Genomic DNA, 22,646 nt, shown 5'->3' with positions numbered 1-22,646 from the left:
CTCGAACCCTAGAAACGCCTGCGGCGGGCGAGAAGTTCCGCTGGTAGCGGACCGCGCGCGCCCCCGCACCCTCCCGAGGCACGCGACTACGCTGGCGGACGACCGTTGCACCACCACGTCGTCGCGCCCCGGGAGGCCACCATCTCCACCGACAAGGCCCAGAGCTGGGTCTACTGCGAGGAGTTCCTGCCCGAGGACGACATCGTGCTGCGTGCCCGCGAGCGCGCAGCCCAGCTGGGGTGCACCCCGGTGACGCCCGGCGCGGGTGCCGCGCTGAGCGTGCTCGCCGCCGCGGTCGCGGCCCGGGCGGTCGTCGAGATCGGGACGGGGACCGGGGTCGGCTCGCTGTACCTGCTGCGCGGGATGCCCGCGGACGGCGTCCTGACCACGATCGACCTCGAGGTCGAGCACCAGCGTGCCGCCAAGGAGGCGTTCGTCGAGGAAGGCGTCAAGCCCACCCGGACCCGCACGATCTCGGGTCGCGCGCTCGACGTGGTGCCGCGGCTCACCGACGGCGGCTACGACCTGGTGTTCGTCGACGCCGACAAGGAGAACTACCGCGGCTACGTGGAGCAGGCGGTGCGCCTCCTGCGCCCCGGCGGGGTGCTCGTGGTCGACAACGCCTTGTGGCACGACCGGGTCGCGGACCCGGCTCGGCGGGACGAGACCACGACGACGATCCGCGAGGTCGGCCGCATCGTGCGCGCCGACGACCGACTGCTCCCGTCCCTCCTGCCCGTGGGCGACGGGCTGCTGGTGGCCGTGAAGCGCTAGGACCCGCTGCCCTCGGTCACCGAGGGTGCGCAGCTCCGTCTCGGCGACCGGACGAGCCCGTCGACCACGTCCGGGTGACGCCCAGCACGCTGGCGCGTCCTCGCAGGTCAGCGACGCCCGGTTGCCGGGCCCCGTGACTAGGTCACAACAAAACGATGACAATGCGGTCGCGTCGGTGCTAGGTTGCAAAACCGACCGGTCGGTTTGTGTTGTGAGGAGGTCGACCCCACCATCGCCCCGCGTGTCACCGGTCGGCGGGGCACCACCGAGAGGACACAACGTCGTGACATCTCTGACCCAGTGGCGCCGTACCGTCGCCACCACCGCAGTGCTCAGCGCCACCCTCGTCGTCGGGGGCATCGCCGGCGTCGCCAGCCCTGCCGCAGCCGCGGACAACCCGTACCAGCGCGGTCCCGACCCGTCGCGGTCCAGCATCCAGGCGGCCCGCGGGTCGTTCGCCGTCTCCCAGACGAGCGTCTCCCGCTACGGCGTCAGCGGCTTCGGCGGCGGCACCGTCTACTACCCGACCGACCAGTCCCAGGGCAGGTTCGGCGCCGTCGTCGTCATCCCCGGCTACACCGCCCGGCAGTCCAGCATGGCGTGGCTCGGGCCGCGCATCGCGTCCCAGGGCTTCGTCGTGTTCACCATCGACACGAACTCGGTCTACGACCAGCCCTCCTCCCGCGGCGACCAGCTGCTCGCGGCTGCCGACTACCTGACGCAGCGCAGCGCGGTGACCGGCCGGATCGACGCCACCCGCGTCGCCGTCGTCGGCCACTCGATGGGCGGCGGCGGGACCCTCGAGGCCGCCAAGGACCGCCCGTCCCTCAAGGCGGCGATCCCGCTGACACCCTGGAACACCGACAAGACGTGGCCGGAGGTCACCACGCCGACGCTCGTCATCGGGGCGCAGAACGACTCCGTCGCCTCCGTCGCGTCGCACGCGAAGCCGTTCTACCAGACGCTTCCCTCGTCGACACCGCGCACGTACCTCGAGCTGCGCGGGGCGAGCCACTTCGCGCCGAACTCCTCGAACACGACGATCGCCGAGAACTCGATCGCCTGGCTCAAGCGGTTCGTCGACAACGACACCCGCTTCACGCAGTTCCTCTGCCCGACGCCGTCCGGGTCCGCGCTGTCGGCCGCGGCCTCGAGCTGCCCGTTCTGACCTGACCGGGCACCCCGCGCCGTCGCCAGAGCGGCGCGGGGTGCCCTCGGGGCCGGGCGAACCAGGCGCAGCACCGCGTGCTCCCGCCACAGCTCGTCGGCCGAGCGCCAGTCCGCCTGGTCCTCGGCGCTCGGCACCCTCAGCGCAGGTCGTCGAGGTACCGCAGCAGGAGGCGGGCACCGAAGCCCGTCGCCCCCTCGGTGACCTCGTGCTTGTCCGACGTCGAGCGGGCCGGGCCGGCGATGTCGAGATGGGCCCAGGTGCGCTTCCCGACGAAGTGCCGCAGGAACAGCGCCGCGGTGATCGAGCCGCCACCGATGTGCTTGTCCACGGGGACGTGCCGCAGGTCCGCCACCTGGGAGGACACGGCCTCCTCGTACTCCTCGACGAGCGGCATGTGCCACGCCAGCTCGCCGGACGCGTCGCCGGCGGCCACGAGCGCGGCGGCCAGGTCGTCGTCGCCGGAGTACAGGGCGGCGTACTGCTTGCCGAGCCCGAGCGTCGCAGCTCCCGTGAGCGTGGCGACGTCGACGAGCACGTCGGGGTCGAGCGTGGCGTCCGCCCACGCCAGCGCGTCGGCGAGGACCAGCCTGCCCTCGGCGTCGGTGTTGGCGATCTCGACGGTCGTGCCGTCCCACATCGTCAGCACGTCACCGGGCCGGTAGGACGCGGCCCCGACGTGGTTCTCCGCGAGCGGCAGCACGGCCGTGACGCGATGCGCGACACCGGCGGCCGCGGCTCCGAGGACCGTCGCGAGCGCGACCGCCGCGCCGGTCATGTCGGTCTTCATCGGGACCATGGCCTCGCGCGGCTTGATCGAGATGCCACCCGTGTCGAACGTGATGCCCTTGCCGACGACCACGACGTGCCGACCGCCCGCGGTCGGCGGCGTCCAGGACACGGTCACGAGGCGCGGCGACGACGCGGAGCCGGCGCCGACCGCGAGGATGCCACCGAAACCCTCGGCCGTCAGCTCCCGGGTGGTCCGCACGACGACCTCGAGCCCGGCCTTGGCGCCGAGGCGCTTGGCCTGGTCCGCGAGCCAGGCGGGAGTCTTGGTGCTGGACGGCGTGGTGGCCAGGTCCCTGACCAGCCAGGTCGCGGTGGCCGCCGTGCGCCCCTCCGCGACGGCTGCGGTGGGCCGCATGCCGTCGCGGCCGAGGAGGACGAGCTCCGCGGCGTCGCGGGACGGGGCGTCCGCCGCGACAGCCGCCGAGGTGGGCGGCACGTACGCGGCGAGCAGGTAGCCCTCCGCGACGGCGCGCGCGGCGGTGGCCGAGGCGGAGTCGTCCTGGTGCGCCTCGGCGCCGAGAGTCGTGACCACCCGCCGCAGCCCCCGGGAGGACCGGGCGAGCGCTGCACCGGCACGCCGCAGGTCCGCGGGCCGGCCGGAGCCGACGCCGACCAGCACCAGGCGCGGCGGGAGCCCAGACCACGGCAGCGTCACCGACGACCCGACGGGCCGGGGCAGCTGCAGGACGTAGATCTCGCCCGCGGCACCGGTCAGCCGCGCGCGCTCGCCGATCTCCGCCAGGTCGACGCCGTAGCGAGCAGCCGCCTCCGCCGTGCCCTGGAGCGGGCGCAGCGCGTCGTCGCCCGCGCGTGCGGGCGCCACGGGAACGGCGACCGCATCGGTCGACCCGTCGGTCAGCAGCGTCGTCGTCGCGATGCTGCCACCGTCGACGGTCACCTCCGGGGGGGTGCGACCCACGGTCGGCCGTGCTCGTCCCGTGCTTGACCTGACCATCGTCAGCTGACGACGGACGTCAGAGCCTCACCCAGCTCCGCGGCCTCGGTCGCGTTGAGCTCGACCACCAGCCGTCCACCGCCCTCGAGCGGAACGCGCATCACGATGCCGCGTCCCTCCTTCGTGACCTCGAGCGGGCCGTCACCGGTCCTCGGCTTCATCGCGGCCATGCGTGGCCTCTCCTTCGCTCGTGCGTCCGGCGCGCGGCTCGTCGGTGCGATTTCGCGCACGCGACGTCGGCCTCGTCTACCGGTTGTCCGAGGTCCATCCTAGTTCACCCAGGGCCCCTCACCTGTCCCGACGCCGGTCAGCCCACTGATCGGACGCATGTCCAACAGCCGACCCCTCACGGCGGCCAGTCCGCCACCGGGTTCGCGTGCCACATCTGCCTGACCCACAGCACCTGCAGCGAGAGCATGAGCACGACGACCGCGCCGAACCACCAGCGGCGCGCGACCGGAGGCCGCGTGACCACCCCCGCGGTCACGGCCGCGAGCGGGAACGCCAGCAGCAGGAACCGCGCCAGGCTGCTGCCGGGCTCCACCACGGCCGCGATGTAGACCAGGTACGCGGCGGCCCACGTGTGCAGCTCGTTGCCCAGGCGCCAGGCCGCCGGCACGACGAGCGTCGCGATGACCAGCGCGAAGGACAGCCCCACCACCAGGAGAGCCCGCTCCCCGAACCAGAACTCCGGCACGTAGGACCAGCCACCGAACGGGGCGACCTCCCGGACCCCGCGCCAGGCCTCCTGCGTCTGCAGGTACCCGTCCGGCACCCCCGTCACCCAGCCGCAGATCGCCGGCCACAGCAGCCCGGAGGCCCCGGCGAGCAGCGCCAGGCCCGCGAGGCCGGTCCCGGTGCGCCACGTCCACGTGTCGCTGCCGCGGCGCGACGACCACCAGCGGACCGCAGCGTGCACGACCACGACGACCGCCATCGGGAGCGCGACCGCACGCGTGAACCCCAGCGCGAGGACGACGAGCGCCATCCACCCGTAGTCGCGACGCAGGAGCAGCAGCAGGGCGCTCGCGACGAGCAGCAGCGCCAGCGCCTCGGTGTACGCGACCTGCAGCACCGCCGCGGTCGGGAAGACGCTGACCAGGGCGACCGCCGCCAGCGGGAGGCCCGGTCGGGCGGCGACCGCGCGGGGAGCGCCCCGGACGACCGTCCGGTGGATCGCGAGGACGGCGCCGGCGCCCAGGACGAGGGCGAGCAGCGGCGCGACGACCTCCCACGGCCCGCGCGTGACCACCATGAGCCCGCGCGCGAGCATCGGGAACAGCGGGAAGAACGCCCAGGCGTTCTGCTGGACCAGCCCGTTCGCATCGACCGGCAGCTCCGCCGGGTAGCCGTTCTCGGCGACGTTCTTGTACCAGGAGCCGTCGAACATGAACCCGACGTACGGGAAGTAGCCCGGGTGCTCGGGCGTCCACGGGTTCTGCTCCTGGATGCTCGCCACCCACAGGAACACCGCCGTCGTGTACAGCCGCGCGGCCGCGTACACGAGGAGCACCTGGACCCACCACGGTCGGCTGACGGCCCACGCCCAGAGGCGGTTCGAGGGCTCCGCCGACGGCTCGTCGACCGGGTCCTCGACCTCTTGCACCTCGCTCACGCCAGCCCCCTGACCGTCCGTGCCGGGGGACGGTCCCCGCGGATGGTGGCGACCATATCGAGGGTTCGCCGGGTCGCGCGCACGTCGTGCGCACGGAACACGCGCGCACCGAGCCACGCGGCGACCGCCGTCGCGGCCAGCGTTCCCTCGAGGCGCTCCTCCGCGGGCAGGTCGAGCGACTCCCCCACGAAGTCCTTGCGGGACAACGCCATCAGCACCGGGAAGCCGAGCGCCACGAGCGCCTCGGTGCGCCGGACCAGGTGCAGCGAGTGCCACGTGTTCTTGCCGAAGTCGTGCGTCGGGTCCACCAGGACGCTCGCCGGGTGGATGCCGAGGGACAGCGCGCGTGCAGCCCCCGCGGACACCGTGCGGACGACGTCCTCGACGACGCCGTCGAGCGGGTCGTCCGCGTCGACCGCCGCGTACTCCACCCGGAACGGGTCGGTCCGGGGACGCGCACCGCCCGTGTGGGAGCACACGATCCCGAGGCCGCGTTCGGCGGCGACCTCCATGAGGGCCGGGTCGTGGCCGGCCCACGTGTCGTTGACCAGGTCCGCACCCTCGTCGGCCGCCGCCCGGGCGACCTCCGCGCGCCACGTGTCGACGCTGACCACGAGGTCCGGGTGGCGCGCCCGGACCCGTCTGACCAGCGGGATCACCCGCGCGATCTCGTCGGCCGCCTCGACGCGCGGCCCCCGGCCGGCGCGCACCCCGCCGAGGTCGACGATGTCGGCACCCTCCTCGACCGCGCGCGCCACCGCGGCGTCGGCGGACGCGTCGTCGAACCGCGCCGCGGCGTAGAACGAGTCCGGGGTCCGGTTGACGACGGCCATGACGACCGGGCGACCGGGCGCGATCCAGCGGCCCCGCAGGCGCAGCTGCGCGCCCGCCGGTGGCGACGTCACCGCCGGCGCCCCGGTGTCGCGCCCTCGGCAGCCTGCTGGGCGCGCGCGGTGGCCGCGGCCGCCGCCTCCTGCTCGGCACGCAGCTGGACACCCCGTTCGAGCACCAGGTCGACGGCCTCCTGCGCGGTGTCGACGACCTTGAGCAGCTCGAGGTCGGCCGCGGAGATCATGCCGCGGGGCAGCGCCGCGGCGCTCACCCAGTCGATGAGGCCCTGCCAGTAGTCGCGGCCGACCAGGACGATCGGGAAGCTGATCACCTTGTGCGTCTGCACAAGGGTCAGGGCCTCGAACAGCTCGTCGAACGTGCCGAAGCCACCCGGCAGCACCACGAAGCCCTCGGAGTACTTCACGAACATCGTCTTGCGCGCGAAGAAGTACCGGAAGTTCACGCCGAGGTCCACGTAGTCGTTCATGCCCTGCTCGAACGGCAGCTCGATACCGAGCCCGACCGACAGCCCACCGGCCTCCAGGGCGCCCCGGTTGGCGGCCTCCATGATCCCGGGACCGCCGCCGGTGATCACGGCGTACCCCGCGCCCACCAGCAGCCGGGCGACCTCCTGGCCGAGGGCGTAGTCGGGGTGGTCCACCGGCACCCGCGCGGAGCCGAACACGCTGACCGCGGGACCGACCTCGGCGAGCGCGCCGAACCCCTCGACGAACTCGCTCTGGATCCGCATGACCCGCCACGGGTCGCCCCGCAGCCACTCGGCGTCGCCGGCACCGCTGAGGAGCCGCTGGTCGGAGGTCGTGGTGGGGATCTGCTGGCCGCGCAGCAGAACAGGGCCCTTGCGGTACCCGTGACCTGGGGCGGACACGCCGTCGTCGCTCATGGCCCCGACTCTAGGTCGATGCGGGACGCGGGGCCGGTGAGTTCACCTCAGGCGGTCAACCAGTCCCGCAGCGCCGCATGGACGACGGTGATCTGGCCGACGACGCACCGCTCGTCGTCCTTGTGCGCCAGCAGCGGGTCCCCGGGGCCGAAGTTCACCGCGGGCACCCCGAGCTCGGAGAACCGGGCGACGTCGGTCCAGCCGTACTTGGCCGCGGGTGCGCCGCCGGTGATCGTGAGCACGGCCTGCGCGAACTCCTGCGCGAGCGGGTCGTCGAGACCGGGCCGAGCACCGGGCGCTGCGTCGACGATCACGACGTCGTACCCGTCGAAGAGCTCGCGCACGTGGGCCGACGCCTCCTCCACGCTCGCCGACGGCGCGAAGCGGTAGTTCACGGTGACGACGCAGGCGTCCGGGATGATGTTGGCCGCCGTGCCGCCCGAGACCAGGACCGCGTTCAGGCTCTCCCGGTAGACCAGCCCGTCGACGTCGATCTCGCGGGGCGTGTACGCCTCCAGCCGGCGCAGCACCTCGCCCGCCGCGTGGATCGCGTTGACGCCCATCCAGGCCCGCGCCGAGTGCGCGGCGACGCCCGTGAGCCGCACCTCGGCCCGCAGCGTCCCGTTGCAGCCGCCCTCGATGCCCCCGTTCGTCGGCTCGCCCAGGATCGCGAAGTCGCCCGCCACCCAGTCGGGGTGCTCGCGCACGATCCGGCCCAGACCGTTGTGCTCGGCGGCGACCTCCTCGTGGTCGTAGAACACCCACGTCACGTCACGCGTCGGCTCGCTCAGCTCCGCCGCCAGCGCCAGCTGCACCGCCACGCCCGCCTTCATGTCGACGGTGCCGCGGCCCCAGAGCTCCGCCTGCGCACCCTCCCCGACGAGCCGGGTGGGCAGGTTGTCGGCGATCGGCACGGTGTCGATGTGGCCGGCGACGACGACGCGTGACGACCGGCCGAGGGTGGTCCGCGCGACGATCGCGTCACCGTCACGGAGCACCTCGAGATGGGCGTGCTGCTTCAGGGCCGTCTCGATCGCGTCGGCGAGCGCGCGCTCGTCGCCGCTCACCGAGGGCAGGTCGCACACGGCGCGGGTGAGCGAGACGAGATCCGACGAGAGGTCCAGGGCGGTGTCCACGACGCGACCCTAGCGGGATGCCTGGGTGACCTAGGGTTGTCGCCATGACTGCACGGACGGCTGAGCGATCGGCTTGGGGATACGGCCTGGCCACGGTGACCGACGACGGTACGACGCTCGACGTCTGGTTCCCCTCCCCGGCCCTGGGCTCGCCCGCTGACGACGCCACCGCACCGGCGTCGCTGACCGCCTCCACGCTCGTCGACGACGCGCGGGGCGTCCGGGTGGAGGTCGTCCGCACGGTGGTCGACCTCGACGCCCCGCCGGCCGGCACCGCCGACGCGTACCTGCGGCTCCACCTGCTCTCGCACCGCCTGGTCCAGCCCCACGGGCAGAACCTCGACGGGCTGTTCGGGGTGCTGCCCAACGTCGTGTGGACCGATCGCGGTCCCTGTGCCGTCGACGGCTTCGAGGAGACCCGGGCCCGCCTGCGCGCCGCCACCGGTGTCCCGGTCACCGTGCTCGGCGTCGACAAGTTCCCGCGCATGGTCGACTACGTGCTGCCTTCCGGCGTGCGGATCGCCGACGCCGACCGGGTCCGCCTCGGCGCGCACCTCGCGGCAGGGACCACCGTCATGCACGAGGGGTTCGTCAACTTCAACGCCGGGACGCTCGGCACGTCGATGATCGAGGGTCGCGTCTCCGCCGGGGTCGTCGTCGGCGACGGGTCGGACATCGGCGGGGGCGCCTCGATCATGGGCACCCTGTCGGGCGGCGGTCGGGAGACGGTCTCCATCGGTCGTCGCACCCTGCTGGGCGCCAACGCCGGGGTCGGCATCCCGCTCGGTGACGACTGCGTCGTCGAGGCGGGGCTGTACGTCACCGCGGGGACGAAGGTCGCGCTCGTCGGCTTCGAGGACTCGCCCCGCGTCGTGAAGGCCCGTGAGCTGGCCGGACGCGACGGCGTGCTGTTCCGGCGCAACTCCCTGACCGGCGGCGTCGAGGCTGTCGCCCGAGCGGGCTCGGGTGTGCAGCTGAACGCGACGCTGCACGCCAACGAGTGAGCGCTCGACGTCGGCGCGCGCGACGGGCCGGCCTCGCCGTCGGCGTCGCGGTCGCCGTGCTGGTCGCCGGGGTCGTCGGGGTGGTCACCGTCCTGACGCGCCTGAGCCCGTCGCAGCCGACCGCGCAGCAGTGCGTCGCGGAGCTCGACGGCACCCGCTGGAAGCTCAGCCCCGACCAGGCGCAGAACGCCGGGCTGATCGCCGCCACGGGCGTCCAGCGCGGGCTGCCCGCGCGGGCCGTGACGATCGCCCTGGCGACCGCGCTGCAGGAGTCCAAGCTGGTCAACGTGGACTACGGCGACCGCGACAGCCTCGGCCTGTTCCAGCAGCGCCCGTCGCAGGGCTGGGGCACCGCGGAGCAGGTCCAGGACCCCGTGTACGCCACCGGGCGCTTCTACGACGGTCTCGTCACGATCGAGGGCTACGAGAACCTGCCGGTCACCGAGGCCGCCCAGGCCGTGCAGCGATCCGGCTTCCCCGACGCGTACGCGCAGCACGAGACCCGCTCGCGCGCGTGGGCGTCCGCGCTCACCGGCTGGTCCCCCGCGACGCTCACCTGCCGGCTGCACGACGCGGACCCGGCGACGGCGTCGGTCGACGCGGTCGCCGCGCGCGTGCAGCGGGACCTCGGCGGCCTGCCCGTCGTCGCGGACGACACCGGCGGGCTGGTCGTCGACACGTCGGCCTTCGGGGCCGCCGCGGACCGCACCCGGCTCGACTGGGCGGTCGCGCAGTGGGCCGTCTCCGTCGCCGAACCGCTCGCGGTCACGTCGGTGGCCGTCGCCGACCGCACCTGGGACCGGGTCGAGGGCACCTGGACGCCGTCTGAGATGCCCGTGCCCGCGGGGAGCGTGCGGCTGACCCTCGCGGGTTAGCGCGCGTCGAGCTCGGTGTAGTCCCGCTCGACGGCACCCGTGTAGATCTGCCGCGGACGGCCGATCTTGGTCTGCGGGTCCGTCATCATCTCGCGCCACTGCGCGATCCAGCCCGGCATGCGGCCGAGGGCGAAGAGCGGCGTGAACATCTCCTCGGAGAAGCCCATCGCCTTGTAGATGAGGCCCGTGTAGAAGTCCACGTTCGGGTACAGCTTGCGGGAGATGAAGTAGTCGTCGGAGAGCGCGATCTCTTCGAGCCCCATCGCGAGGTCGAGCAGCTCGTCGTTGCCGCCGAGGGCGGACAGGACCGAGTCGGCGCTCTTCTTCACGATCGCCGCGCGGGGGTCGTAGTTCTTGTAGACGCGGTGCCCGAAGCCCATGAGGCGGACGCCGGGCTCCTTGTCCTTCACGCGCTTCATGAAGTTGGTGGCGTCGCCGCCGTCGGCCTGGATCTCCGTGAGCATCTTCAGCACGGCCTCGTTGGCGCCGCCGTGCAGCGGGCCGGAGAGCGCGTTGATGCCGGCCGCGACCGACGCGTACAGGTTGGCCTGGCTGGAGCCGACGATCCGCACCGTCGACGTGGAGCAGTTCTGCTCGTGGTCGGCGTGCAGGATCAGCAGCTGGTCCAGCGCCGACACGACGACCGGGTCCGCCTCGTACTGCTGGTACGGCACCGCGAACGTCATCCGCAGGAAGTCCTCGACGTAACCGCGCGAGTAGTCGGGGTACAGCAGCGGCTCACCCTTGGAGGCCCGGTGCACGTACGACGTGATGGTCCGCGTCTTGGCCAGGATCAGCACGGTGGCCAGCTCGACGGTCTCCGGGTCGAACGGGTCCAGCGACTCCGGGTAGAACGTCGACAGCGCGTTGATCGCCGACGCCATGACCGCCATCGGGTGCGCGTGGCGCGGGAACGTCCCCATGAACGTGCGGAAGTCCTCGTGCACCAGCGTGTGGCGGTTGACCCGCTCCTCGAACGCCTCGAGCTCGCTGGTCGTGGGGAGCGCACCGTGGATGAGCAGGTACGCGACCTCGAGGAACGTGGAGTGCTCGGCCAGCTGCTCGATCGGGTACCCGCGGTAGCGCAGGATGCCCTGGTCACCGTCGATGTACGTGATCTGCGACTCGCACGAGGCCGTGTTCATGAAGCCCGGGTCCACGGTGACCTTGCCCGTGTCGCGCAGCAGCGAGGAGACGACGATGCCGTCGTTGCCCTCGGTCGCGGTCACGATCGGCAGGTCCTTGGACTGTCCGTCGACGATCAGCTGGACGGGCTGGTGAACCTTCGTCGCGACGACGTCCGACATGGTGTTCCTCTCCTGCGACTCCCGGGTGACGGGGATGTCCCGCGGCGTCCGGTCGTCGGCGACTGCGCTGGATGGGCCTGCTGGGCCTGCGCGTGCGTGCCCTCGTTGGCGTGGATCGACGGTACCCGCGCGAACCGTTCCGTGACCAATCCTCGACGAGACGTTGGTGCCCCTGTGACGACGATCACACCCGACGGGCTACGCGCCCGACAGGCGTGCCGCAGCCTCCGCGATGCGCTCGTCGGGCGCGGTGAGCGCGACGCGCACGTGCTCGGCGTCACCGTAGAACGCGCCCGGCGCCACCAGGATCCCGAGCCCGGCCAGGTCCGCGACCGTGGCCCAGCTGTCCTGACCGCCGGACTCGGGGCGCACCCAGAGGTACAGGCCGGCGTGCGACCGGTCGATCGCGTACCCCGCGCTCTCGAACGCCGCGCGCAGCACCCGGCGACGGCGCCCGTAGACGGCCCGCTGCGTCGCGACGTGCTCGTCGTCGGCCAGCGCTGCCGTGGTCGCGGCCTGGACCGGTCCGGGGACGATCATCCCGGCGTGCTTGCGCACCTCCAGGAGCCGCGCGACGAGGACGGGGTCCCCCGCGACGAAGGACGCCCGGTAGCCCGCGAGGTTCGACTGCTTCGACAGCGAGTACACCGCGAGGAGCCCGGTCAGGTCGCCACCGGTCACGCGCGGGTCGAGGATGCTCGGCACCCCCGTCGACGACCACGGCTCGTCCCACGCCAGCTCCGCGTAGCACTCGTCGGACGCGACGACGACCGGGTGGGCCGACGCGCGCGCCGCGTCGACGACCGCACGCAGCTGGTCCACGCCCAGCACGGAGCCGTCGGGGTTCCCCGGGGAGTTCAGCCAGACGAGGCGGACGTCGTCGCTGCCGGCGACCCTGCCCGCGGGGTCGTCGGTCGGCTCCGGCGTCGCACCCGCCAGCCGCGCCCCCACGTCGTACGTCGGGTACGCCGCGGTCGGGTGCAGCACCACGTCGCCCGCACCGAGACCGAGCAGGGACGGCAGGAACGCGACCAGCTCCTTGGAGCCGAGCGTCGGCAGGACGGCCGCCGGGTCGAGGCCGCGGACACCACGCCGACGGGCGAACCAGTCGACGACCGCCTGCCGCAGCGCGGGTGTGCCGTGGGTCGTCGGATAGCCCGGGGAGTCCGCCGCCTCGGTCAGCGCCTCGCGCACGAGCTCGGGCGTGGGGTCGACCGGTGTGCCGACGGACAGGTCGACGATGCCGCCCGGGTACGTGCGAGCGCGCTCCGCCAACGGCGTCAGGGTGTCCCAGGGAAAGTCCGGCAGACCGCCGGTCAGCAGACCCACCGGGAGGGCGTCAGTCGCCGTGCACGCGCAGCGGCAGCGTCGCGATGATCGGGTGGTCCTTGTCGATCTCACCCATCTTCGCGGCACCACCCGGCGAGCCGAGGTCGTCGAAGAACTCGACGTTCGCCTTGTAGTACTCGGTCCACTGCTCCGGGACGTCGTCCTCGTAGTAGATGGCCTCGACCGGGCACACAGGCTCGCACGCGCCGCAGTCGACGCACTCGTCCGGGTGGATGTACAGCGATCGCTTGCCCTCGTAGATGCAGTCCACGGGACATTCCTCGATGCACGCCTTGTCCTTGACGTCCACGCAAGGCTCGGCGATCACATACGTCACGGTCGGTCCTCCACAGGCCAGGGGTCCTCTTAGTATCGCTCACATGCGCAGGCCCGGTACGCGATGTCCATCACAGGGACAGCCATGAGCTCCGGGGGCTGGCGCAGCTGGTCACCGGGCGTGCGCGTCGTCGTCCGGCGGCTCCGCGACGACCTGCCCGAGCCGCACCCCGACCACCCCGACCTGCACGTCCCGCAGCACACCGACGTCCTCGGCGAGCTGCTCGACGTGGACGACGACGGCGTCCTCGTGCGGACCCGGCGCGGCGACGTGCGGGTGCCCGCCGCCGACATCGTGCTCACCAAGCTGGTCCCGCCCGCACCCGTCGACCGGAGGCACCGGCCGACGGGCGCGTGACTACGGCGTGGCCGGCGGCGGTGTCGCCGCGGGCGGCGCCCCGCAGATGACCTTGTTCTGCGGCTTGTAGCGCCAGGAGTTCGACTCCGTCTTCTCCAGCGCGCCGTTGAGGTACGTCTTGCGGGTCACCGTGACGGAGAAGCCCGGGTTGCCCGCCGACTGCGGCTCGCACGTCGGCGACTGCGAGTACACCGTGGTCGGCGAGACCACACCCGAGCGCGGGCTGGTGATCGACTCGACCGTCCAGTACTTCGTCCCCCACACCCGCACGTACACCCGACCGCCGGAGACCCACGCCTGCACGAGCGCGCCGTGCGGCGTGTTGTTCTTCCACCGCATGTCCAGGGTCCCCGTGAAGATCGTCGCCTCACGCCCCTCCGGGTACCGCGAGAACCACTCGCTGTGCGGCCGGTGCTCGACGTCCTCGAAGCCCGCCAGGAACGCCGCGTTGTACGTGGTCGTCGAGACCTGGCTCAGGCCGCCGCCCCACGCGTCCGTGTGCTCGCCGCTCACGATCGCGCCCGCCTCGACGTACCCGTGCGCGGCGTCGATCGGGCCCAGGGCCTCCGTCAGGCTGAACGTCTCCCCCGGACGGATCAGGGTGCCGCTGATCTTGCTCGCACCGTTGGTGATGTTCACCGTGCGGCGCGGCTCGCTGTTCAGCGGCGTCGAGAACTCCGAGACGATCTCCTTGACGCCGAGCGCCTCGAGCTCGGCCGTCGACTCCGAGGGGTCCGCCTGGACGAGCTCGACCGGGGCCGTGCGGTCGGCCGCCGCCGTCGCCGTCGCGACGCTCGTCGCGACAGCCGCCGGGTCCAGCGACGTACCCGGGATGCCCGGGACGATGACCGGGGCGTCGTTGACGAACTCGAAGTGCGCGTCGGCGGACTGGGTCAACAGGTCGGGCAGCTGCGCCAGCACGACCTCCGTCAGGCCCTCGCCGTTCATCTGCAGCACCAGGCTGCCGTCGACCGGCACGAAGGACGAGTTCGCCGCCAGCGTGGCGGCGTCGAGGAGCGCCGTCCGGCCCTCCGCTGAGACGGTCACGGGCGCCGACGTCACCTGCCGCGCCTCGACCAGCGCAGCGTCCGTCTCCTCCTGCGTGATGTCCGGCGCGACCGTCGCGGTCGGCAGCTCGATCGGACGCGCGGCCACCAGCCAGTCGGCCGCCAGCACGTCCGTCGCACCCGCCTGGTCCAGGTTCCAGCCGTCCACCGCGGCCGTCGACTGCGGGGTCGCGTCCACGAACACGACCGTGCCGTCCACCGGCGCGAGCGCCAACGAGGTGCCGAGGTCACCGATCGCCGCGGACAGAGCCTCGTCGTCGACCGACGTCACCGGATCCTGCGGGCCGACGCCCGCGAGGTGCGCCCAGAGCCGAGCAGGATCCGCGAGGTCCACCCCCGTCAGCTCGTCGACCGTGGCCTGGGAGTCGAACGCCAGCCCGGCAGCGACCGGGTCCACCGTCGCCTGGACGTCGTTGGCGACCACCTCGATGGGCTGCGTCGTCGCGTCCGCCAGCTCCGTGTCCAGCCGAGCGACCGCCTCGTCCGACGACAGCCCGCCGATGTCCACGCCCGCGACCGTGGCACCGCGCGGGACCGTGTCCGCCAGCGCGTACGACGCGCCGACGTACGCCGCACCCAGCGCGACGACGATCCCCGCGACGATCAGCAGTCGCTTGGGCCAGCGTCGCTTCCCGTCCTCCGCCTCGAACACGTCCAGCGGCGACTCTGCGCGCTCCGCCGGCGGGACCGGGCCCGACGCGATCGGGGGCTGCGGCTGGACCGGGGTCTGCGGCTGCTGCCGGGTCGTGGCCGAGGCCACGGGCGCTGCGGCGACCGCAGGGGCAGCCTCAGCCTTGCTGGTCCCCGCCGCGCCCGTCGCTGCTGCAGCCGCGGCCGCTCCTGCGGCAGCGGTCACGCTCGGCGTGACCGGTCCGGCCGAGGTCGGCGCGACCGCCGTCGAGGCGGGACCCGGCACGGTGCGGGTGACCGGGGTCGCGAGCGTCCCCACCGGTGGTGGCGGCGTCGGAGCAGGAGCCGACGGCGCAGCGGCGACGACGGGCGCGATGACCGCCGTGGCGTCGTCCCGACCGCCGGGCTGCCCGGCCGGTCCCTCGGGCGTCGTCGGCGTCGTCGTGGCGGGTGCGGCCGTCCCCGCAGTCGGCTCCGTGGTGGCCGGCGTACCAGAAGCGGCCGACGTTGCGACAGGCGCGCTCGGCGGCTCCGGGGCGGCGGCGGTCGAGACCGGTGCCGTCGGCGGCTCCGTCGCGTTCGGCGTCGTCGGTGCGGGGGGCGCGTCCGAGGTCTCGGCCGGGGGCGCGTCGGTCGGTGCCGATTCCGCGTCCGTACCCGCGTCGGCGACGTCGTCGGGAACCGAGTCCGCGCCCGTGCCCGCGTCGGCTTCGGTCGCCAGGTCCGCGCCCGTTCCTGCGGCGAGGTCGGCGTCCGTCCCCGGGTCGGTGTCCGCGCTCGCATGGATGTCCGTGCTCGCGTCGCTGGTGCTGTCGTCGACGGCCGGGAGCTCGTCGCCGGTCATGTCCTCGGAGGGTGCCTCGTCGGCCACCGCCGCGTCGATGTCCTGCGGGTCGCCGACCGGCTCGTCCGTCCCGTCCGCGTCGCTCTGGTCGGTCGGCCCGGTGTCGTCGACCGCGCCGTCGGCCACCGCCCCGGCCGCGACCGGCTGGTCAGCCACCGGTTCGTCAGTGACAGGCTCGTCCGCGACCGGCTCGTCAGCGGCCTCACTCTCGGCGGGCGCGTCGGAGCTGTCACCAGCAGCGACCGGCTCGTCGATGACGGGCTCGACCGCGGGCTCGTCGGACGCGGGCTCGTCGGACGCGGCCTCGTCGACGACACCCTCGTCGGGAGCGACCTCATCGTCAGCAGCCTCGTCGGTGACGTTCTCGTCGTCGGCGGCATCGTCAGCGGCCTCGTCGGTGACGTTCTCGTCGCGGCATCGTCAGCGGCCTCGTCGGTGACGTTCTCGTCGACGGCGGCATCGTCAGCGGCCTCGTCGGTGACGTTCTCGTCGACGGCGGCATCGTCAGCRGCCTCGTCGTCGGGAGCAGCGACGTCCGGGGCAGTCACCTCCGGTGCAGCCTCGTCGGGGGCGTGCGCGTCGGTCGCCTCGGGCTCGGCGACGGGCTCCGTGCCACCGCCGTCGCCCCACACGGGCCAGACCGGGTCCGACGACGGACGGCTGCTCTCGGCGGGACCGCTGCCCTCGGGGCCGTCCTCGCTGCGCCGTCCCGGCTCGTCGCGCTCGGTGCCGTTAGTCATCCGCTCCCCCGCTGCTCCACGCACGCACAACGCGTCCGCGCGAGTCTACGTGCCTGGGCGAACCGAATTGGCTGCGCCACCACGTGGGCACCCGTTCTCACCCGTCGGGATGCCGAGGCTCTCGTTGCGGGGGTCGTGCGGGGAACGACGAGGCGCGACCGGGAGGAACCGCCTCAGCGGACGCGGTGCAGACGTCCGCGCAGGTGGACGAGGCCGCCCGCACCTGCGGCGCCCTGCTCGGCGACGAGGACGGAGCCGACGACGACGTCGTGGTCCCCGGCGCGGTGCACGGAGTCGGTCCGGCAGTCGAACCAGGCTGCGGCACCGTCGATCCACACGGCGTCGGCGACAGGGGCCGGGCGGTGCGGGACGCGTGCGAGCTGGTCGACGGCGGGCCGACCCGGTGAGGCGAGCCAGTCGGCCGTCGGTCCCTGGTCGTCGGCCAGGACGCTCACGGACCACGTGTCGACGTCGTCGAGCGCGTCGCGGAACCGGGCGTCGGTGTGCACGCAGAACAGGAGCATCGGCGGGTCGAGGGAGACCGACGTGATCGCGCTGGCCGTCATGGCGTGCAGGGTGCCCCGCCAGCGCAGGGTGATGACCGCGACCCCCGCGGGCAGCCGACCGACGGCGGAGCGGAACGCGTCCGGCTCGTTCACGACGGTGGGTCGACGAGCTCGTGGTCGACGGGCGGTGTCCGCGGCGCGCGGGGCCGGTCGTCGAACAGCGCGTGCGGCAGGAGGGCCGCGATGATCGTCACGGCGATCGAGCCGAGCACCCACACCCAGCCGACCGCCTGCTGGTCGGGGGCGAGGGTGTCGCCCCCCGGACCACGCTGGGTGAGGAGCTGGACCGTGACGAGCAGGCCGACCGCGTAGCCGGCGAGCGCGACGTACCCGGTCCACGCGCGGACGGTGACAGCGGCGGCGAACGCGAGGGTCAGGCAGATCGCGACCCCCCACGGCGGGATGCTGCGGTGCAGCACCGTGCCGAGGGCGCCGACCAGGACCCCGAGCAGGAGGGCCGCGACGGCCGAGCCGATCGCGCCGGCGGAGAGGCGTTGCACGCGCGTCACGTTACCGGGCGGACGCCGGCGGGCCAGACGACGTCCGCACCCGACCCGCCCGTTCCCCGCCGGTACGTCTCCGTGGGCAGCACCGGCGCCAGGACGCGGTTGCTGAGGGCGTAGCAGGCGACGAGACCACGGTCGCCGTCGATGGCTCGGATCGCCTGCACCTGCGTGGCGTGGGCGCGCAGGGCGTTCAGGACGCGGTCCCGCACGGGCAGCACGTCGACCTCGACGTCGATCTCGTCGTCGGGGACGGCGACCGACGGCAGCTCCCCGGCGGGGTCGGGCAGCCCCAGGTCCGCGTGCAGCGACCCGAGCGCGGCGACCACCGCGTCGTCGCGCAGCGCGCGCAGTCCTCGCTGGAGCGCGAGGCGCCCCTGCACGGACCACAGGACCACGGGCACGGCGTGCGCGGGGGACGCGTGGTCGTGGCGCGAAGCCGCGAAGTCGACCGCCCACTGGGTCACCTCGTGGGTGCGGACGTGGTCGGGGTGGCCGTAGCCGCCGTCCGGCTCGTACGTGACGACCACGTCGGGGCGGCGGGAACGGATCACGCGGGCCAGCCGCTCGGCGGCCTCCTCGAGCCCGACGCCGACGAACGCCCCGTCGGGGACCTCGTCGGGGAGCCCGGCACGACCGGTGCCCACCCACGCCATCCCGGAGTCCTCGAACCGCTGGTCGGTCCCGCCGGGGATCGTGTCGAGGTACCCGCGGTCGCGCACGCCGAGGGCGGCCAGCGCCGCGCCCAGCTCGTGGTCGCGGTGCTCGGCGAGCGCCGGCCCGTCCCCTTCGAGATGAGCCAGGCGCGCGCCGATGACCTCGCCGCGCTCGCCCCGCGTGCACGTCACGACGGTGACGGGCCGACCGGCGGCCGCCCAGGTGGCGAGCAGCGCGCCGGTCGCGAGGGACTCGTCGTCGGGGTGCGCGTGCACAGCAAGAACTCCGCCGGGCACGCGAGTCACTCCCGCTGTCAGGCGCGCTTCGCGCGGGCCGTGATGCGCGCGCGCTCGGTCTGGTCGAGCACCACCTTGCGGATGCGCACCACCGTCGGCGTCACCTCGACGCACTCGTCCTCGCGGGCGAACTCCAGGGACTCCTCCAGCGTGAGGTTGCGCGGCGGGATGAGGTTCTCGAAGTTGTCCGCGGTGGCGGAGCGCATGTTGGTGAGCTTCTTCTCCTTCGTGATGTTCACGTCCATGTCCTCGTTGCGCGAGTTCTCACCGACGATCTGGCCCTCGTAGACCTCCTGCGTCGGCTGCACGAAGAACGAGCCGCGCTCCTGCAGGTTGATCATGGCGAACGGCGTCACGGGGCCCGAGCGGTCCGCGACGAGCGAGCCGTTGATGCGGGTCTCGATCGGGCCCGCCCACGGCTCGTAGCCCTCGGAGATCGACGACGCGATGCCGGTGCCGCGGGTGTCCGTGAGGAACCGCGTGCGGAAGCCGATGAGGCCGCGTGCGGGGACCAGGAACTCCATGCGGACCCACCCGGTGCCGTGGTTCGACATGGTCTCCATGCGGCCCTTGCGCTGCGCGAGGAGCTGGGTCACGGCGCCGAGGTACTCCTCGGGGACGTCGATCGTCATGCGCTCGACGGGCTCGTGCACCTTGCCGTCGACCTTCCTGGTGACGACCTGCGGCTTGCCGACGGTCAGCTCGAAGCCCTCGCGGCGCATCTGCTCGACCAGGATGGCCAGCGCGAGCTCACCACGGCCCTGGACCTCCCAGGCGTCGGGACGCTCGGTGGGCAGGACGCGGAGCGAGACGTTGCCGACGAGCTCCTTGTCGAGGCGGTCCTTGACCTGGCGGGCGGTGACCTTGTGGCCCTTGCCGCCGCGGCCGGCCAGCGGGGAGGTGTTGATCCCGATGGTCATGGAGATGGCGGGGTCGTCGACGGTGATCAGCGGCAGCGGGCGCGGGTCGTCCGGGTCCGTGAGCGTCTCACCGATGGTGATGTTCTCGATGCCGGCGACGGCGACGATGTCCCCGGGGCCTGCGGAGTCGGTGCTGACCCGCTCGAGCGCCTTGGTCTCCAGCAGCTCGGTGATCTTGACGTTCGCCAGGGTGCCGTCGGCCTTCGCCCACGCGACGGTCTGACCCTTGCGGATCGTGCCGTTGAACACGCGCAGCAGCGCGAGGCGGCCGAGGAACGGCGACGCGTCGAGGTTCGTGACGTGCGCCTGCAGCGGCGCGCCCTCGGTGTAGGTGGGCGCGGGGATGCGCTCGAGGATGGTCTTGAACAGCGGCTCGAGGTTCTCCGAGTCCGGCAGGCCACCGTCGGCGGGCTGGTTCAGCGACGCACGGCCGGCCTTGGCGGCGGCGAACACGACGGGCACGTCGAGGATCGCGTCGAGGTCGAGGTCCGGGACGTCCTCGTGCAGGTCGGACGCCAGGCCCAGCAGCAGGTCGGTCGCCTCGTGCACGACGTCGGTGATCCGCGCGTCGGGACGGTCGGTCTTGTTCACGACGAGGATCACGGGCAGCTTGGCGACGAGCGCCTTGCGCAGCACGAAGCGCGTCTGGGGCAGCGGGCCCTCGGACGCGTCGACCAGCAGGACGACGCCGTCGACCATGGACAGGCCGCGCTCGACCTCGCCGCCGAAGTCGGCGTGGCCGGGGGTGTCGATGACGTTGATGGTGATGCCACCGGGCTCGCCGATCTCCGCCGCCGCGGGACCCGTGTACCGGATCGCCGTGTTCTTGGCGAGGATCGTGATGCCCTTCTCGCGCTCCAGGTCGCCGGAGTCCATCGCGCGCTCGTCCACGTGGGCGTGGGACCCGAACGAGCCGGACTGCCACAGCATGGCGTCGACGAGCGTGGTCTTGCCGTGGTCGACGTGCGCGACGATGGCGACGTTGCGCAGGTCGTTGCGCACGCTCGTGCCTGTCGGCGCAGACGTGGGCTCGAACATGGGGGAACTCATCTCAGAAGGTGGGGAGCGCGCCGGGTCGCCGGTCGCGCCGATCGATTCTACCCGCACACCTGCATCCCGGCGTCAGAAGGTGACCAGACCCACGTCAGCCGGTGCGGGCCCACGCCCACCAGTCGGTGAGGTCCGCCCGACCGAGCGCCAGCGGCTCCACGTCGGGCGCGGCCGGGGTCGTCCCGGCGGTCGGCGCGGCCGAACCACGCGTGGCGACGACGATCGGCTGCCGCACCAGCGAGAGCACCGCGCCGCCGGCGTCGAGGCTCTCCGCGACCGCAGCCAGCTGGTCCTCGACGGCGTCCGGGTCGAGGGTCTGCGCGAGCGTCGCCGCGGCCGCGTCCGTCGCGGCGTCGGACCAGCCGGTGACGTTCGTCGCGCCGCCGGTCCGCCACCGCGACAGCACCGAGTCGAGCGGCAGGTCGGACTGCGGCACGGGCACCAGCGCCGCGTCCCACGCGTCGGGCGCGCCGACCAGGTCCGGACCGAGACCGTCGACAGGGGTGTAGGGCTCGACCTCGAAGCCGACGTCCGACGCCGACTCCGTGATCAGCGCGAGCATCGCGGCGCGCAGCGGGTCCGTGGTGTTGACCAGCACGTGCACCGTGACCGGCTCCGTCACCCCCGCGTCGTCGAGCAGCCGGCGCGCACCCGCGATGTCCGCCGGACCGCTCGGCGCCACGTCACCGCCGGCGTCCGGGCCCACGGTCGGCAGCAGAGCGGTGGCGACGACCGCCTCCGGCCACAACGGGGCGACGACGTTCGCGACGAGGGCGTCCCGCGGCACCGTCAGCAGGAACGCCTGGCGGACCGCCGACGCGACCGCGGCGTCACCGCCGTACGTCGCGGGGTCGAAGGCGCCGACCCCCGCGGCCTGGACCTGGAACTGGAGCGTGCTGTCGCCGCCCGTGCGCACGTCCGCACCGGTCACCTCACCCAGCGCGTCGAGCACGTCCCGTGTGTCCGTCGGGGCCACGACGTCGACCGAGCCGGCTGCGAGCGCCTCGACCTGCTCCAGCGGCTCCAGGTCGCTGCGCACGACCACCCGGTCGTAGCCCGCGGCACCCTCGCCGGCGTACTCCTCGTTGCGGACCAGCTCGACGCGCTCCCCCGGCACGATCAGGTCCACCGCGTACGGCCCCGTCGAGACCGCCTGGTCGACGTGCTGTGCGAGGGCGTCCGCGGAGAAGTCCGTCCGCCAGGCCGCCGAGATCGCGCTGAGCGCCTCCTTGTCCTCGTCGGCGATAGCCTTCGCCACCGCGGCTGCGGCCTCCGTCGGGTCCTCCACGCCCAGCGCGACCTGCCCGATCACGTGCGCGGGGAGGTTCACGTCGAGCGCGACCTGCCAGTCCGCGACGGGCGTCGCGTAGACGAGGGTCAGCGTCGGCCCGTCGACCGCGGGCAGCTGCTGCGCCTGCACGAGGGCGGGTGACGCCGCCGCGAACGCGACCCCGGCGTCCAGCTCGTCGTCGTTGGTGATCCCGCCCTGCGCGTCGAGCTCGGGGGTCACGTCGTCGAGCTGCCCGCTGCGCGCCGCCCACTCGAGCAGGAGGTCGGCGGGGGTGACCGGTGTGCCGTCGGACCAGGTCGCCGCCGCGTCGATCGTGTACGTCACGGTCAGCGGCGCGTCGCTGACCTTCTCGACGGTGCCGAAACCCTCGTCGAGCACCGCGGTGCCGTCCTCGTCGATCGAGACGAACCCGGCCTGCACCAAGGACCGGACCAGGGTGCTGCCGGGCGCGCGTCCCTCGGCGGTCCCGCCGTTCAGCGACGTGAACGGCATCCCCACCGCCACGACCGCCGTCCCGGTCCGGTCGGGCTGGGGCGCCTCCTGCGTGCAGCCGCCGACCGCCACGAGCGCGACCAGCGCGACGACCCCGGAACGTGAACCCTTGAACACCGCGTGCCTCCAGCAGGCCGACATCATCGAGGCGGACGACAGCACCCCGTCACCGAGGTATCGGTCGTTTCCGCCAGAAGGTCAACCAT

The 22,646-nt window shown here is 73.3% G+C and carries 20 protein-coding genes; 5 read left to right on the top strand and 15 right to left on the bottom strand.

Going from position 1 to position 22,646, the window contains the following annotated elements:
- Positions 1-141: 141 nt before the first annotated feature.
- Both ASF78_RS14360 and ASF78_RS14355 read left to right on the top strand, forming a co-directional pair.
- Positions 142-774 (top strand): O-methyltransferase, encoded by a 633-nt coding sequence (locus tag ASF78_RS14360; RefSeq protein WP_056590959.1) that lies wholly within the window; start codon positions 142-144, stop codon positions 772-774.
- 283 nt (positions 775-1,057) lie between these two features.
- A complete protein-coding gene (locus ASF78_RS14355; RefSeq protein ID WP_056590540.1) occupies positions 1,058-1,942 on the top strand; it encodes a dienelactone hydrolase family protein in 885 nt (294 codons plus the stop codon).
- A 139-nt stretch (positions 1,943-2,081) separates the two neighbouring features.
- Here ASF78_RS14355 and ASF78_RS14350 read toward each other — a convergent pair whose 3' ends face one another.
- The 6 genes from ASF78_RS14350 to dapE form a co-directional block, all read right to left on the bottom strand.
- Positions 2,082-3,653 (bottom strand): M17 family metallopeptidase, encoded by a 1,572-nt coding sequence (locus tag ASF78_RS14350; RefSeq protein ID WP_369816334.1) that lies wholly within the window; start codon positions 3,651-3,653, stop codon positions 2,082-2,084.
- 38 nt (positions 3,654-3,691) lie between these two features.
- Positions 3,692-3,859 (bottom strand): DUF3117 domain-containing protein, encoded by a 168-nt coding sequence (locus ASF78_RS22060; protein ID WP_013772033.1) that lies wholly within the window; start codon positions 3,857-3,859, stop codon positions 3,692-3,694.
- Between the two features lie 176 nt (positions 3,860-4,035).
- Positions 4,036-5,304 (bottom strand): hypothetical protein, encoded by a 1,269-nt coding sequence (locus ASF78_RS14345; protein ID WP_156374178.1) that lies wholly within the window; start codon positions 5,302-5,304, stop codon positions 4,036-4,038.
- Positions 5,301-6,209, bottom strand: coding sequence for a dihydropteroate synthase (gene folP / locus ASF78_RS14340; protein WP_200940608.1), 909 nt, complete (start codon positions 6,207-6,209; stop codon positions 5,301-5,303). Before folP ends, ASF78_RS14345 begins: the two co-directional genes overlap by 4 nt.
- Entirely contained in the window at positions 6,206-7,039 is an 834-nt protein-coding gene (locus ASF78_RS14335) for a TIGR00730 family Rossman fold protein (RefSeq protein WP_056590534.1), read from the bottom strand. The genes folP and ASF78_RS14335 overlap by 4 nt, the downstream gene beginning before the upstream one ends.
- Before the next feature lie 47 nt (positions 7,040-7,086).
- Positions 7,087-8,175: a succinyl-diaminopimelate desuccinylase gene (dapE, locus tag ASF78_RS14330; RefSeq protein WP_056590530.1), complete on the bottom strand. Its 1,089-nt coding sequence runs from the start codon at positions 8,173-8,175 to the stop codon at positions 7,087-7,089.
- A 44-nt stretch (positions 8,176-8,219) separates the two neighbouring features.
- On the opposite strand from dapE, the gene dapD reads away from it, so the two are divergent.
- Positions 8,220-9,179, top strand: coding sequence for a 2,3,4,5-tetrahydropyridine-2,6-dicarboxylate N-succinyltransferase (dapD, locus tag ASF78_RS14325; protein ID WP_056590527.1), 960 nt, complete (start codon positions 8,220-8,222; stop codon positions 9,177-9,179).
- Entirely contained in the window at positions 9,176-10,054 is an 879-nt protein-coding gene (locus tag ASF78_RS14320) for a hypothetical protein (protein WP_056590524.1), read from the top strand. Before dapD ends, ASF78_RS14320 begins: the two co-directional genes overlap by 4 nt.
- Here the strand turns inward: ASF78_RS14320 and ASF78_RS14315 are convergent.
- The 3 genes from ASF78_RS14315 to fdxA all read right to left on the bottom strand — a co-directional run bounded on the left by ASF78_RS14315 (position 10,051) and on the right by fdxA (position 13,027).
- Positions 10,051-11,361, bottom strand: a complete 1,311-nt coding sequence (locus ASF78_RS14315; protein ID WP_056590521.1) for a citrate synthase — start codon at positions 11,359-11,361, stop codon at positions 10,051-10,053. The genes ASF78_RS14320 and ASF78_RS14315 overlap by 4 nt on opposite strands.
- 198 nt (positions 11,362-11,559) lie before the next feature.
- Positions 11,560-12,690: a succinyldiaminopimelate transaminase gene (dapC, locus tag ASF78_RS14310; protein WP_200940607.1), complete on the bottom strand. Its 1,131-nt coding sequence runs from the start codon at positions 12,688-12,690 to the stop codon at positions 11,560-11,562.
- Between the two features lie 10 nt (positions 12,691-12,700).
- The gene (fdxA, locus tag ASF78_RS14305) at positions 12,701-13,027 is read right to left on the bottom strand and encodes a ferredoxin (RefSeq protein ID WP_028050935.1); all 327 of its coding nucleotides are present in this window, start codon (positions 13,025-13,027) and stop codon (positions 12,701-12,703) included.
- Positions 13,028-13,111: 84 nt separating this feature from the next.
- Between fdxA and ASF78_RS14300 the strand changes: the two genes are divergently transcribed.
- Positions 13,112-13,384, top strand: coding sequence for a hypothetical protein (locus tag ASF78_RS14300; RefSeq protein WP_056590518.1), 273 nt, complete (start codon positions 13,112-13,114; stop codon positions 13,382-13,384).
- Here the strand turns inward: ASF78_RS14300 and ASF78_RS23325 are convergent, their stop codons facing one another.
- From ASF78_RS23325 to ASF78_RS14270, 6 genes are all read right to left on the bottom strand, one after another.
- Positions 13,385-16,081, bottom strand: coding sequence for a VanW family protein (locus ASF78_RS23325; protein ID WP_056590515.1), 2,697 nt, complete (start codon positions 16,079-16,081; stop codon positions 13,385-13,387).
- Positions 16,082-16,838: 757 nt separating this feature from the next.
- Complete coding sequence (locus ASF78_RS14290) at positions 16,839-17,324, bottom strand: flavin reductase family protein (RefSeq protein WP_056590512.1); 486 nt, start codon at positions 17,322-17,324, stop codon at positions 16,839-16,841.
- On the bottom strand, positions 17,321-17,731 hold the full coding sequence (locus ASF78_RS14285) for a DUF6113 family protein (protein WP_156374177.1): 411 nt from the start codon (positions 17,729-17,731) through the stop codon (positions 17,321-17,323). Before ASF78_RS14285 ends, ASF78_RS14290 begins: the two co-directional genes overlap by 4 nt.
- Before the next feature lie 5 nt (positions 17,732-17,736).
- Positions 17,737-18,666, bottom strand: a complete 930-nt coding sequence (locus tag ASF78_RS14280; RefSeq protein WP_235518582.1) for a PIG-L family deacetylase — start codon at positions 18,664-18,666, stop codon at positions 17,737-17,739.
- 38 nt (positions 18,667-18,704) lie between these two features.
- Positions 18,705-20,645: a translational GTPase TypA gene (gene typA, locus ASF78_RS14275; RefSeq protein ID WP_056590504.1), complete on the bottom strand. Its 1,941-nt coding sequence runs from the start codon at positions 20,643-20,645 to the stop codon at positions 18,705-18,707.
- Positions 20,646-20,751: 106 nt separating this feature from the next.
- Entirely contained in the window at positions 20,752-22,602 is a 1,851-nt protein-coding gene (locus ASF78_RS14270) for an ABC transporter substrate-binding protein (RefSeq protein ID WP_056590501.1), read from the bottom strand.
- Between the last annotated feature and the right edge of the window lie 44 nt (positions 22,603-22,646).

Origin of the sequence: Cellulomonas sp. Leaf334 (genome assembly GCF_001424195.1) — a bacterium.
Taxonomy (GTDB): domain Bacteria; phylum Actinomycetota; class Actinomycetes; order Actinomycetales; family Cellulomonadaceae; genus Cellulomonas.
This window is presented reverse-complemented; position numbering and strand designations above follow the sequence as displayed.